Raw genomic sequence first — 11,969 nt, forward strand, 5'->3', positions numbered from 1 at the left:
GGGCGTCGATCGACAGGGAAGTGCATGAACGCAAGAAAGTGGCTGTCGAACGTGCGGGGTGGAGGGCATCCTCCGGCGGGACGTGGCATGGCCACCATTGCCGATGGCGTGAACGGTGGCCGCGACAACTTCCTGCTGCTCCGGCTGCTGGCGGCAAGCCTGGTGATGTACGGCCATGCCCCCGCCATCACCGGCGGCCAGGGCTGGCCGGACATCTTTGTGCGGATGGGCTGGGGCAGTTACTCCGGCGACCTGGCGGTGGACGTGTTCTTCGTGGTGAGCGGCTTCATGATCGCCGGCAGCTACCTGCGCCGGCGGCACCTGGCGGATTTCCTGTGGGCGCGGCTACTGCGCATTTATCCCGCTTACATCGCCTGCTTGCTGGGTTCGGCTTTCGTGCTGGGCGCCGCGTGCACTGCCATGCCGCTGCATGACTACTACCGCAGCCACGACGTGCTGCACTACGTGTCGAAGAACATCGAGCTGGGCAAGGGCATGGCCTGGGAACTGCCGGGCGTGTTCAGGGACAACCCGAAACTGGCGGTCGTCAACGGCTCGATCTGGACCTTGCCCGCCGAGGTACGCATGTACCTCTGGGTGGCGCTGGCAGGCGTGCTCGGCATCCTGTCACGGCGTTGGTGCTGCAACCTGTTGCTGGCCGCTCTGCTGGTATGCGGGCTGCTGGCACCTGCGCATGTGCCGCTGGTGCCACTGGCTTCGTTCCTGCGCCTGGCAGGCTGTTTCGCGCTGGGCGTGTTCTGCTGGGTCAATGGCAAGCGCGTTCCCGTGGGCTGGTGGTGCGTGGCGGCGCTGGGGCTGCTGGCATGGCTGTTGCGCGCGACACCGCTTTATCCCTTCGTTTTCTCGCTGGCGCTGGCCGCTTTCGTGTTCGCGTTCGGCTACGCATCGCCATGGCTCGGTTGTCTGCGCTTCGGCGATTACTCGTATGGTTTGTACCTGTGGGGCTATCCGATGCAGCAACTGGTAGCGCATCTCGCTCCGCAACTGTCGCACGCGGGCAATGTTCTGCTGGCTTGGCCGCTGGCCATGCTGCTGGCGATGCTGTCGTGGCATCTGGTCGAGCGGCCGGTTCTCCGGCTGAAGTCCATATCGGGCGTGGTGCAGGCCAAGGCCCGGTCGGCACTCGGGCGCCTGCGCACGGATGGCTGAAGCCTGCGCAGGCGCCCGAAGGTTTTCAGTGGCGCGCGGCGGGTTTGTAGCTGCCGCCCACGGTGCGCGCAGCGATGTTGAGCCGGTTCCAGGTGTTGATCATGCCGATCAGCAGCACCAGGTCGACCACGGCGGCCTCTTCGAAGTGCTGGCGCAGCCGTTCGTAGAGCGCATCGGATACCGACTCGTGCGAGGGCAGTTCGGTGAGCTCTTCGGCGAGCGCCAGCGCGGCCTGCTCGCTTTCGCTGTACAGCGTGGTTTCGCGCCAGGCGGGCAGCAGGTACAGCCGCTGCTCGGTCTCGCCGGCGGCGCGGGCGTCCTTGCTGTGCATGTCCAGGCAGAACGCGCAGCCGTTGATCTGCGAGCAGCGCATCAGCACCAGTTCGACCAGCTTGCCGTCCAGGTGGCCGCGTTCGCGGATTTCCTGGCCGAGCTGGATCAGCGGCTGCATGGTGGCGTAGTGGCGCTGGATGGAGAAACGGGTCATGGGGCGACTCCTCGGTAGTGGGGATAGCGGCCGGGTTCGGCCGTTCAATGCAAGGACGTGCCGGGCTGCGGATTCGTTACCGTCGCCGCCAGGCGCGCCAGCTTGCCCGGATGGCGCAGCGCGTGGATGGCGGTGATGCGCTCGCCGTCGCCCTCGACCCAGATGGCGGTGGTCAGCGTGCTGCCGGACCAGGCCAGCAGGGCCGGCGCCCCGTTGAGCGTGAGCATGTCGTAGCGCAGCGGCTGCAGGCGGGTGTTGTGGGCGATCTGCAGGTACAGCCGCGCCAGCCGTTCGGCGCCGTGCAGCGGATGCAGCGTGGCGGAGACCACGCCGCCGCCGTCGCTCACGTGCACGGCGTCTTCGGCGAACAATGCCTGCAGCGATTCCAGCGTGGGCTGCTGCATCGCGGCCACGAAGCGTTGCAGCAGGCGCTGCTGGGCGCGGGCGTCCACGCTGAAGCGGGGGCGATCCTCGCGGAGGTGCGCCTTGGCGCGATGCACGCGCTGGCGGCAGGCGTTCTCGGTGATGCCGAGGATGGCCGCTGCCTCGGCGTGGCTGTAGTCGAACACCTCGTTGAGCAGGAAGGCGGCACGCTCGTCCGGTCCCAGCCGCTCCAGCAGGGTGAGGAAGGAGAGGGTGAGGGTCTGGTCGCGTTCCAGCATTGCCTCGGGCGTTTCGGCGGCTGGCTGCGCATCCTCTTCCACCAGCGGCTCGGGCAGCCACGGGCCGGGGTAATGCGCGCGCTCCGTCTTTGCGCGGCGCAGGCGGTCCAGCGCGAGGCGCGTGGTCACCGTGACCAGCCAGGCTTCCGGATCGTCCAGCGTAGCCGTGTCCTGCGCATGCCAGCGCAGCCAGGCATCGTGCAGGACATCCTCCGCGTCGGCGGGCGTGCCGAGCATGCGGTAGGCCAGCCCGAACAGGCGCTGGCGGTGCTGCTGGAACAGTGCGGTTTGCGTATCCATGGCGGTTTCCTCGAAGGGATCGCAGCAAGGACGCGCGAGGGAGCCCCGGCGTTACGGCTTCAGCGGACGAACGGCCACGGCGCGCAGACGATCAGCCATGCCAGCAGCACCATGCCCAGATATTTCAGCGCGCGGAACAGTTTGGGATATTTTTTCTTGAACGCGCGGTTGCGTTCGCGGTTGCGCTGGTTGAGCGCGAACACGCGGTTGACGAAGCCGGTCTTCTCTTCCGGCGACTCGGTGTTCGGCGAGGCAGTGATCTTGCCCATGAAAGCGCCCACGCGGTGGTTGATCGCGCTCATCCAGCGCGTGCGCAGCGGGCGTTCCACGTCGGCGAACAGGATCACCCGGGTCTGGTCGGTCTTGTTCTCCACCCAGTGCACGTAGGTCTCGTCGAACACCACGTCCTTGCCGTCGCCCCAGGCGTGCTCCTCGCCGTCCACGAAGATGCGGCAGTCGCGCGAATTCGGCGTGATCAGGCCCAGGTGGTAGCGCAGCGAACCGGCGAACGGATCGCGGTGCGGGTTGAGCCGGCTGTTGGGCGCCAGCGTGGCGAACATCGCCGCCTTGATGCTGGGGATGGATTTCAGCAGCGCCACGGTCTTCGGGCACAGCGTCTCGGCCGAGGCCAGCGGCTCGCCGTACCACTTCAGGTAGAAGCGCTTCCAGCCTTGCTTGAAGAAGCTGTTGAAGCTGGCGTCATTGCCGCCATGGGCAGCGCGGATATGGCCTTCGTCGAACAGCGACAGCGCTTCCTCGCGGATGGTCTGCCAGTTCGCCTGCAGCAGGTCGAGCTGCGGGAAGCCGCGGCGGTCGAGGATGGGCCGTGCCGGCACCGCGGAGAACGCGTACATCAGCAGGTTGTACGGCGCGAAGATCGCCGAGTGGTCCACCAGCTGGCGGTCGAAGCGCAGCCGTGCGCGCCCTCGCAGGTGCACCAGCAGCACGCACAGCGCGAACAGCAGGATCAGAGTCAGCAGGACGAGGCGCGGAGTCATCGGTTCGGGTGGCGCAGGGCGGCGGGACGAAGCGACATTCTACTGCCCGCGCCGTGAATCGCCGCAGGGCCTGCGGTCAATGCGCCAGCACGCGCAGCGGCGCGCCACCGGGCTGGTAGCCACGCGCCAGTGCGCGCTGTACATAGGCCACGGCACGGCGCACGGCGTTGCGGGGCGACTGGCCCTTGGCCAGTTCGGCGGCTACTGCCGAGGCCAGCGTGCAGCCGGTGCCGTGGGCTTCCAGTTTCAACCGCGGATGTCGCAGTTCCATCACGCCGCGCGCGTCGAAGTAGCGGTCCACCACTTCGCGACCGTCGCCATGGCCGCCCTTGAGCAGCACGGCCTGGGCGCCCAGTTCGCGCAGTTCGTTGCCGGCGCGGGTGCCATCCTTCGCATTGCGGATCGGATAGCCCAGCAGCGCCTCGGCCTCGGGCAGGTTGGGCGTGAGCACGTCGGCCAGCGGGATCAGCTCGTTCACCAGTAGCGCGATGGCGTTTTCGTCGAGCAGGCGCGCGCCGCTGGTGGCGATCATCACCGGATCGACCACCAGCCATGCCGGTTTGCGCGCGGCCATTTCGCGCGCCACCAGCCGCACGATGGGCGCGCTGCCCAGCATGCCGGTCTTCACGGCACCGATGGGGAAGTCGTCGAACACTGCGGCGATCTGGCTGCGGATGTGCGCCAGCGGCACCGGGTGCACCGCGGTCACGCCGCGCGTGTTCTGCGAGGTGATCGCGGCGATGGCCGACAGCCCGTGCACGCCACGGGCATGGAAGGTCTTCAGGTCGGCCTGGATGCCCGCACCGCCGCCGGAGTCGGAGCCGGCGATGGTGAGGGCGACGGGAGGCGCATTTCTCACAATGCCTCGGACGCGAAATCCGCCAGCCGCGAACGCTCGCCGCGCCGCAGGGTGACGTGCGCCGAGTGTTCCCACTGCTTGAAGCGGTCCACCGCGTAGGTGAGGCCGGAGGTGGTCTCGGTGAGGTAGGGCGTGTCGATCTGCTCCACGTTGCCCAGGCACACGATCTTGGTGCCGGGGCCGGCGCGGGTGATCAGGGTCTTCATCTGCTTGGGCGTGAGGTTCTGCGCCTCGTCGATGATCAGGTAGCGCGACAGGAAGGTGCGGCCGCGCATGAAGTTGAGCGAACGGATCTTGATGCGCGAGGCGAGCAGGTCGTTGGTGGCCTGGCGCCCCCAGCTGCCGCCTTCTTCGGGGTTAGCGAGCACTTCGAGGTTGTCGGTGAGCGCGCCCATCCACGGCGTCATCTTTTCTTCCTCGGTGCCGGGAAGGAAGCCGATGTCCTCGCCCACGCTCACCGTGGCGCGCGTCATGATGATCTCGCGGTAGCGCTGCTGGTCCATCACCTGCGCCAGGCCCGCGGCCAGCGCCAGCAGGGTCTTGCCGGTGCCGGCGGTGCCGAGCAGGGTGACGAAATCCACCTCCGGATCCATCAGCACGTTGAGCGCGAAGTTCTGCTCGCGGTTGCGCGCGGCGACGCCCCAGACGTGGTGGTTGGCGTGGCTGTGGTCGTCCATCAGCGCCAGCGTGGCCTTGTCGTCGCCCAGCTTGAGCACGCGCAGCTCCACGCCGCCTTCGCCGGGCAGGTACAGACACTGGTTGGGGTGCCAGTCCTCGTCTTCGTGACGGTCGAGCTTGTAGTAGGTGCGGCCGCGCTCGTTCCACGATTCCACTTCCGGATGCGAATCCCAGAAGTTCTCGGGCAGCGCGTTGGAGCCGGTGTAGAGCAGGGCGAAATCGTCCAGCGCGCGGTCGTTCTCGTAGTCCTCCGCGTCGATGCCGTAGATCTTCGCCTTGATGCGCAGGTTGATGTCCTTGCTGACCAGGATCACCGAGCGTTCGGGATTCTGGTCGCGCAGTTCGATCACCGCGGCGAGGATCAGGTTGTCCGCCTTGCCGTGGTTGGCGCTGGTGCGCTGCTGGAAATACAGCCGCCCCACCGCGGCGCCGCGCTTGAGGTTGACGCCCTGCGGGTTGGCGAGCTCGAGCCCGTTGCTGATGCCGTGGCCGTTGCCGCGCACGATCAGCTCGTTAAGGAAGCGACTGACCTGGCGGCCGTTGCGCGAGACTTCCGAGCCGCCTTTCTTCTTCTCGTCCAGCTCCTCCAGCACCGTCATCGGAATGAACACGTCGTGTTCCTCGAAACGGAACAGCGAGGTGGGGTCGTGCAGCAACACGTTGGTATCGAGGACGTAGATGCGCTTGCTTGCGGTCATGCGGCAGGAACCTCGCGTGGGACAGTACGAAGGGGACGCGGCATGGCGGATGCCGCGGCGGTGGAGTCTTGAAGGGGTGCGGTCACTTGGCGGGGATGGCGTCGAGCACGGCCTGCGCGTGGCCCGGTACCTTCACGCCGCGCCATTCGGCGGCGAGCTTGCCGTCCGGGGCGATCAGGAAGGTGCTGCGCACCACGCCCATGTGGCGCTTGCCGTAAAGCACCTTCTCGTGGATCACGTCGAAGGCCTTGCACCAGGTTTCGTCGGCGTCGGACACCAGCGGGAACGGCAGTTCCTGCTTGGCGGCGAAGTTGGCGTGGGATTTCGCCGAGTCGCGCGAGACGCCGACGACCTCGGCGCTGCGTTTGCGGAACTTCGGGTAGAGGTCGCGGAAGTCCTTCGCCTCGTTGGTGCAGCCTGGGGTGGCGTCCTTGGGGTAGAAATACACCACGATCCATTGGCCCTTGAGGTCGGCGAGCTTGAGCGTGCTGCCGTCGCCGATGGTGCCGCTCAGGGCGGGGGCCTTCTTTCCGATGTCTGGCATGGTCTCTCCGGAAACCCGGTGGGGTTTCGCTGCTGTGCGTGGAGAGACTAGCGCGATGAATGTGACGGAGACAGCCTTGTCAGGCAGCCCGCGCAGGCGCATCCTAGAACTTCACCGGATCCATGATGGCATCCAGGTTCAACCCGTCGCACAGTTCCAGGAAATCGTCGCGCAAGGCGGCGATGTGGATGTCGGACGGAATGCCGATCGTGAACTGCGCCTGGAACATCTCCGCCCCGGTCTGCATGGCCTGGTAGCGGGTGGAGTGCAGCTGTTCCACGCTGATGCCCTGCTGGCTGAAGAACTCCACGATGCGCGCCACGATGCCGGGGCGCTCGGCGGAAATGATCTCCACCATGTAGGGCAGCAGATGCGAATTCGGTTCGCGCGGCGTGGTGCGGTAATGCGCCAGCCGTACGTTCTCGTCGCGCGCCAGCTTGCTCAGCGCCGTCTCCAGCTTGGCCAGGGCATCCCAGGCGCCGCAGGCCAGCAGCATGATCGACACCTCGTTGCCTATCGTGGCCACGCGCGATTCGGCCAGGGCGCAGCCGGCGTCGGCGATGCGGCGGGTCAGCGCGGTGAGCGGTGAGTCGGTGGCCGAGGTCAGTGCGTGGATCAGCAGCTGATTGTCGCTGCCCGAACGGGCGGGGGGCGTCGATTTCAATGGAATGGCCTGTGCCGGAACCCGCGCGACGCGGGAATCGCGTCGGCCAGCTTACTTGCCGCTCCTGCAAGCCCGCAAGTAACATGCAGGGCTGGTTTCTTGAGCGGTACCCGACCTTGGACATTCGCGGCAGCATCTGCGCATTGGCGACGCCGTTCGCGCCCGACGGCGCGCTCGACCTGCCGGCGTTCGCACGCCTGCTCGACCACCAGCTTGCCGGCGGCACGCAGGCGCTGGTGGTGGCCGGTTCCACCGGCGAGGCGCACATGCTCGAACACGACGAGTTCGACCGCCTGCTTGCCTTCGCGGTGGAACACGTCGCCGGTCGCGTGCCGGTGATCGCCGGCACCGGCGAGGCGGGCACCGCGAAGACCGTGGCGGTTACGCGCCGCGCCAAGTCCCTGGGCGCCGACGCCGCGCTGGTGGTGACGCCGTACTACGTGCGTCCCACGCAGGAAGGCATGCGGCGGCATTTCCTCGAAGTCGCCGAGCACGGCGGGCTGCCGGTGCTGCTCTACAACGTGCCCGCCCGCACCGCCTGCGACCTGTTGCCGGAGACGGTGGCGCAGCTGGCCGGGCATCCGGCCATCGTCGGCATCAAGGAGGCGCGTGGCGACGCCGAGCGCATCGCGGCGCTGGCGGAACTTGTGCGCCCGGATTTCGTCTATCTCTCCGGCGACGACGGCACGGCCGGGCAGGCCATGCTGGCCGGCGCGGCCGGTACCATCTCGGTGGTGGCCAACCTGGCGCCCAAGGCGTTCCGTGCGTTGTGCGACGCGGCCACTGGCGGCGACCGCGCTGCCACGGCACGCTGCGACGAGGCGCTGTCGCCCCTGGTGCAGGCGCTGAACTGCGCACCGAACCCCATCGCAGTGAAGGCAGGCCTGCCGGAACTGGGGCTGGGTTCGGCGCTGCCGCGGCTGCCGCTGGTGGAGCTGGCCGAAGGCCCGGATCGCGCCCGTTTGCGCGAAGCGCTGTCCAGTCTGGCATCCTTGGCACACGCTGCCTGATCGAAAGCCGCTCCGGCGGCCATCAACGACCCTTCCACGGAAATTCCCTAGCATGAAGAAATCCTCGCTCCTCGTGACCTTGCCGGCACTGGCCCTTGCGGGCCTGCTGCTCTCCGGTTGCAGCATGTTCCGATCCACGAAGGCGTGGGAAACGGCCAAGCAGGAATCCCCGCTGGAAATCCCGCCGGGCATGGACACGCCGCCGGCCACGGCCGCGCTGGTGATCCCGCCGTCGGGTGCGGGCCAGACCCAGGCGGCCCCGGTGCCGGGCGAGATCTCGGATGCCTTCGTGGTGTCGGGCGACGTCGACAGCACCTACCAGAAGGTGGGCCAGCAGCTGGCCGCAACGGGCAGCGCGGGCCAGGTGACCAGCCATGACGACGCCTCGCACAGCTATATGGTGAACGTGGTGGGCGGCGAAGCGGTGGCGAAGAAGCGCGGCTTCTTCGGTCGCATGTTCCATCACGACAAGAGCGCCTCCGACACCGCCACGCATGCGGTGCAGGTCACCGTGAACCCCAGCGGCGGCAGCGCCAGCGAAGTGCGCGTGCGCGGCGACGAGGGTGCGGTGGCCAAGCTGATCGATGCGCTGAAGAAGGGCATGGGCAGCTGATCGTCCTGCTGTTCCGGCAAGCACACGAAAATGCCGCCCTCGGGCGGCATTTTTCTTGTGTGTGGCAGCCAAGAATGACTGTCGTTTGATCCTCGCGATCACGGCGGATCGCGAGGTCGTGCCGGGTCTCAGCGCTGCAGCAGCTTGAGCTTGTCCGGCTTGCCTTCCCAGTCCTTCGCGTCGGCGAGGCCGTCCTTGCGCTCGGTGATCACCGGCCATGCCTTCGCCAGGTCGGCGTTCAACGCCACGAAGCCCTCCTGGCCGGCGGGGACGTCATCTTCCGGGTAGATCGCGTTGATCGGGCACTCCGGCTCGCACAGCGTGCAGTCGATGCACTCGTCCGGGTCGATCACCAGGAAGTTCGGGCCTTCGTGGAACGCATCGACCGGGCAGACTTCCACGCAGTCGGTGTACTTGCACTTGATGCAGTTGTCGGTGACGACAAAGGTCATGGGGTGTGGCTCTAGCGTTGGGCGTTGGCAAGTATGACTGCAATGCGTGGGGAGTGAGAAGTCGCGGCAGCGGCCCAGGTCAGCCGATGATCGCCAGCCGCGTCCCGAGATCGAGCAAGGGCTGGGCCACCAGGATCCTCGCCAGCAGCAGGGCCACGATCACCACCGTCGGCGAAAAATCGATCGCCCCCACCACCAGCTTGCCGCGCAGCGGCCGCAGCAGAGGGTCGACGAGCGCGCCGAGCAGGCGTTGCAAGGGGTGGTACGGATCGGGCGCGAACAGGCTCATCAGCGACCAGCCGAACACCAGCACCAGGTAGAACATCAGGGTGAAGTCCAGCAGGTCAGCCACGGACAGCACGATCAGGCCGAGCGGATGCGGCATCAGCCCGGCCAGCGCGAACAGCACGAAGCGCTTCAGCAGCATCGCCAGCCATGCCAGCAGCAGCGCGGCGAAGTTGATGCGCCGCCAGTTGGGCAGCACGCGGCGCAGGGGGGCGAGCACCGGGTTGGTGGTGCGGTAGATGAACTGGCTGAGCGGGTTGTGGAAGTCGGCGCGGCAGGCTTCGGCGACGAGGCGCAGCAGGAACAGCGTGGCAACGGCGTCGAAGGCCAGCTCGACCAGCAGGGCGATGGCGTTCAGCAGGTAGCTCACGGGTGCGGCTCCTGGTCCAGCGCATCGGCCAGCTCCGCACCGCGGCGGGTGGCGGCGGCGACGGCGCGGGCCGCGATGCGCGGCAGGCCGTCGGCCGCGAAGCTTTCCAGCGCGGCCTGGGTGGTGCCGTTGGGCGAGGTGACGCGGCGGCGCAGTTCGGCCGGAGCCTCGCCGCTTTCCACCAGCATGCGGCCGGCGCCGAGACAGGTCTGCGCGGCCAGCGCACGGGCGGTGTCGCGCGGCATGCCCTGCGCCACGGCGGCATCTTCCAGCGCCTCGACCAGGGCGAAGAAATAGGCCGGTCCGGAGCCGGAGAGGGCGGTGACGGTATCCATCAGCGACTCGTCGTCGATCCAGCGGGTAAGGCCGGCGGCGTCCATGATGTGCTGCGCCTGCGCCTTCTGCCCGGGGCTGACCCGGCTGTTGGCGCACAGGCCGGTGGCGCCGGCGCCGATCAGCGCGGGGGTGTTCGGCATGCAGCGCACGATCGGCAGGTTGCCCAGCCAGCGTTCGAGCTGGTCCAGCCGCACGCCGGCGGCAATCGAGATGAACAGCGGACGGCGGCCCTGCACGGCCATGCGCAGCTCGGCCTGCACCTTGGGCATGGCCTGCGGCTTGACCGCCAGCACGATCACGTCGGCGTCGGCCACGGCCAGCCGGTTCTCGGCGAAGGTGGTGATGCCGAAATCGCGGCCCAGCCTGTCGCGCGTTTCGGCCATCGGTTCGGCCACGCGGATGTCGGCGGGCGCCAGGCCGGTGGCGAGCAGGCCGCCGATCAGGCTGCGCGCCATGTTGCCGCCGCCGACGAAGGCGATACGTGTCATGGGAAACCTTGGGGATGCTAGGGATGGCTGCATACCTTACCGGAGCCGTCGGCGTCATGCGCCCGGCGGTTTCGGTGACGCGGTGCGCAAACCGTCGCGAAGGCTGGTCGCATGCCCCGCGCCGCGAGTAGTATCGCTTCGCTGCAAGGGGGAGTCGGATGACCGGGGCGCGCGCATGTATGGCGGGTCGCGCCCGCATATCGCCCTCCCGGCGCAGCACCACCACAGCATTCTGACGACCGGTCGAGGGGAACCACTGATGGACATCGCCGAACTGCTTGCCTTCTCGGTGAAGAACAAGGCCTCGGACTTGCACCTCTCCGCCGGCCTGCCGCCGATGATTCGCGTCGACGGCGACGTGCGCCGCATCAACATCCCCGCGCTGGAGCACAAGCAGGTGCACTCGCTGGTGTACGACATCATGTCGGACAAGCAGCGGCGCGATTACGAGGAGTTCCTGGAAACCGACTTCTCGTTCGAGATCCCGGGGCTGGCGCGCTTCCGCGTCAACGCGTTCACCCAGAACCGCGGCTCCGGCGCGGTGTTCCGCACCATTCCGTCCGAGGTGCTCACGCTGGAGGACCTCGGCTGCCCGCGCGTGTTCAAGGAGCTGATCGAGCAGCCGCAGGGCCTGATCCTGGTGACCGGCCCTACCGGCTCGGGCAAGTCCACCACGCTGGCGGCGATGGTCGACCACATCAACAAGAACGAATACGGGCACATGCTCACGATCGAGGACCCGATCGAATTCGTGCACACCTCGCAGAAGTGCCTGGTCAACCAGCGCGAAGTCCACCGCGACACGCACGGCTTCAACGAGGCGCTGCGCTCGGCGCTGCGCGAGGACCCGGACTACATCCTGGTGGGCGAGTTGCGCGACCTGGAAACCATCCGCCTCGCGCTGACCGCGGCGGAAACCGGCCATCTGGTGTTCGCCACCGTGCACACCAGCTCGGCGGCGAAGACCGTCGACCGCATCATCGACGTGTTCCCCGCCGGCGAGAAGCCAATGGTGCGCTCGATGCTGTCCGAATCGCTGCGCGCTGTGATCTCGCAGTCGCTGCTGAAGAAATCCGGCGGCGGCCGCATCGCGGCGCACGAGATCATGGTGGCCGTGCCGGCCATCCGCAACCTGATCCGCGAGGACAAGGTGGCGCAGATGTATTCGGCGATCCAGACCGGCCAGCAGTTCGGCATGCAGACCCTGGACCAGTGCCTGCAGGACCTGGTGAAGCGCGGCCTGGTGTCGCGCCAGGAAGCAGGCACCTACGCGAAGAACAAGGACCTGTTCAAGTGATGCGGGAGCCCGCAAAGCTTCCCCGTCTCCCGGGCTCCCCGGGCGGCGGGCAGGCCGT

The 11,969-nt window shown here is 67.6% G+C and carries 14 protein-coding genes; 4 read left to right on the plus strand and 10 right to left on the minus strand.

The annotated features are described in order from the left end of the window. The first annotated feature begins 87 nt into the window (after positions 1-87). Positions 88-1,170 (plus strand): acyltransferase, encoded by a 1,083-nt coding sequence (locus IHE46_RS03425; protein WP_192163232.1) that lies wholly within the window; start codon positions 88-90, stop codon positions 1,168-1,170. A 25-nt stretch (positions 1,171-1,195) separates the two neighbouring features. Here the strand turns inward: IHE46_RS03425 and IHE46_RS03430 are convergent, their stop codons facing one another. The 7 genes from IHE46_RS03430 to IHE46_RS03460 form a co-directional block, all read right to left on the minus strand. Continuing rightward, positions 1,196-1,657, minus strand: coding sequence for a carboxymuconolactone decarboxylase family protein (locus tag IHE46_RS03430; protein ID WP_192163233.1), 462 nt, complete (start codon positions 1,655-1,657; stop codon positions 1,196-1,198). Positions 1,658-1,701: 44 nt separating this feature from the next. After that, positions 1,702-2,619 carry an RNA polymerase sigma factor SigJ gene (sigJ, locus tag IHE46_RS03435; RefSeq protein WP_192163234.1) on the minus strand — a complete coding sequence of 306 codons (918 nt, stop codon included), beginning with the start codon at positions 2,617-2,619 and terminating at the stop codon, positions 1,702-1,704. 59 nt (positions 2,620-2,678) lie between these two features. Then, a complete protein-coding gene (locus tag IHE46_RS03440) occupies positions 2,679-3,617 on the minus strand; it encodes an aspartyl/asparaginyl beta-hydroxylase domain-containing protein (RefSeq protein WP_192163235.1) in 939 nt (312 codons plus the stop codon). 76 nt (positions 3,618-3,693) lie between these two features. After that, positions 3,694-4,479, minus strand: coding sequence for a bifunctional hydroxymethylpyrimidine kinase/phosphomethylpyrimidine kinase (gene thiD / locus IHE46_RS03445; RefSeq protein WP_192163744.1), 786 nt, complete (start codon positions 4,477-4,479; stop codon positions 3,694-3,696). After that, positions 4,473-5,852 carry a PhoH family protein gene (locus tag IHE46_RS03450; protein WP_192163236.1) on the minus strand — a complete coding sequence of 460 codons (1,380 nt, stop codon included), beginning with the start codon at positions 5,850-5,852 and terminating at the stop codon, positions 4,473-4,475. Before IHE46_RS03450 ends, thiD begins: the two co-directional genes overlap by 7 nt. An 82-nt stretch (positions 5,853-5,934) precedes the next feature. Continuing rightward, positions 5,935-6,396 (minus strand): peroxiredoxin, encoded by a 462-nt coding sequence (locus IHE46_RS03455; RefSeq protein ID WP_192163237.1) that lies wholly within the window; start codon positions 6,394-6,396, stop codon positions 5,935-5,937. Positions 6,397-6,499: 103 nt separating this feature from the next. Further along, positions 6,500-7,060: an ACT domain-containing protein gene (locus tag IHE46_RS03460; protein ID WP_225562780.1), complete on the minus strand. Its 561-nt coding sequence runs from the start codon at positions 7,058-7,060 to the stop codon at positions 6,500-6,502. A 116-nt stretch (positions 7,061-7,176) separates the two neighbouring features. Between IHE46_RS03460 and dapA the strand changes: the two genes are divergently transcribed. Continuing rightward, on the plus strand, positions 7,177-8,070 hold the full coding sequence (gene dapA / locus IHE46_RS03465) for a 4-hydroxy-tetrahydrodipicolinate synthase (protein ID WP_225562781.1): 894 nt from the start codon (positions 7,177-7,179) through the stop codon (positions 8,068-8,070). Between the two features lie 52 nt (positions 8,071-8,122). Then, entirely contained in the window at positions 8,123-8,683 is a 561-nt protein-coding gene (locus IHE46_RS03470; RefSeq protein WP_192163239.1) for a hypothetical protein, read from the plus strand. A gap of 128 nt (positions 8,684-8,811) precedes the next feature. Here the strand turns inward: IHE46_RS03470 and fdxA are convergent, their stop codons facing one another. From fdxA to proC, 3 genes are all read right to left on the minus strand, one after another. Next, entirely contained in the window at positions 8,812-9,135 is a 324-nt protein-coding gene (gene fdxA / locus IHE46_RS03475; protein ID WP_192163240.1) for a ferredoxin FdxA, read from the minus strand. Positions 9,136-9,214: 79 nt separating this feature from the next. Next, positions 9,215-9,790 carry a YggT family protein gene (locus tag IHE46_RS03480; protein ID WP_192163241.1) on the minus strand — a complete coding sequence of 192 codons (576 nt, stop codon included), beginning with the start codon at positions 9,788-9,790 and terminating at the stop codon, positions 9,215-9,217. Next, positions 9,787-10,614: a pyrroline-5-carboxylate reductase gene (gene proC / locus IHE46_RS03485; protein WP_192163242.1), complete on the minus strand. Its 828-nt coding sequence runs from the start codon at positions 10,612-10,614 to the stop codon at positions 9,787-9,789. Before proC ends, IHE46_RS03480 begins: the two co-directional genes overlap by 4 nt. A gap of 259 nt (positions 10,615-10,873) precedes the next feature. Here proC and IHE46_RS03490 point away from each other — a divergent pair, with 259 nt between their 5' ends. Further along, the gene (locus IHE46_RS03490) at positions 10,874-11,911 is read left to right on the plus strand and encodes a type IV pilus twitching motility protein PilT (RefSeq protein ID WP_192163243.1); all 1,038 of its coding nucleotides are present in this window, start codon (positions 10,874-10,876) and stop codon (positions 11,909-11,911) included. Positions 11,912-11,969 lie beyond the last annotated feature (58 nt).

Origin of the sequence: Rhodanobacter sp. DHG33 (assembly GCF_014843005.1) — a bacterium.
Lineage (GTDB): Bacteria > Pseudomonadota > Gammaproteobacteria > Xanthomonadales > Rhodanobacteraceae > Rhodanobacter_A.

Coding starts and splice junctions, on each gene's coding strand:
- IHE46_RS03455 (WP_192163237.1), bottom strand. CDS start 6,396: ATGCCAGACATCGGAAAGAAGGCCCCCGCCCTGAGCGGCACCATCGGC.
- proC (WP_192163242.1), bottom strand. CDS start 10,614: ATGACACGTATCGCCTTCGTCGGCGGCGGCAACATGGCGCGCAGCCTG.
- IHE46_RS03430 (WP_192163233.1), bottom strand. CDS start 1,657: ATGACCCGTTTCTCCATCCAGCGCCACTACGCCACCATGCAGCCGCTG.
- sigJ (WP_192163234.1), bottom strand. CDS start 2,619: ATGGATACGCAAACCGCACTGTTCCAGCAGCACCGCCAGCGCCTGTTC.
- IHE46_RS03450 (WP_192163236.1), bottom strand. CDS start 5,852: ATGACCGCAAGCAAGCGCATCTACGTCCTCGATACCAACGTGTTGCTG.
- IHE46_RS03470 (WP_192163239.1), top strand. CDS start 8,123: ATGAAGAAATCCTCGCTCCTCGTGACCTTGCCGGCACTGGCCCTTGCG.
- IHE46_RS03425 (WP_192163232.1), top strand. CDS start 88: ATGGCCACCATTGCCGATGGCGTGAACGGTGGCCGCGACAACTTCCTG.
- IHE46_RS03440 (WP_192163235.1), bottom strand. CDS start 3,617: ATGACTCCGCGCCTCGTCCTGCTGACTCTGATCCTGCTGTTCGCGCTG.
- IHE46_RS03490 (WP_192163243.1), top strand. CDS start 10,874: ATGGACATCGCCGAACTGCTTGCCTTCTCGGTGAAGAACAAGGCCTCG.
- fdxA (WP_192163240.1), bottom strand. CDS start 9,135: ATGACCTTTGTCGTCACCGACAACTGCATCAAGTGCAAGTACACCGAC.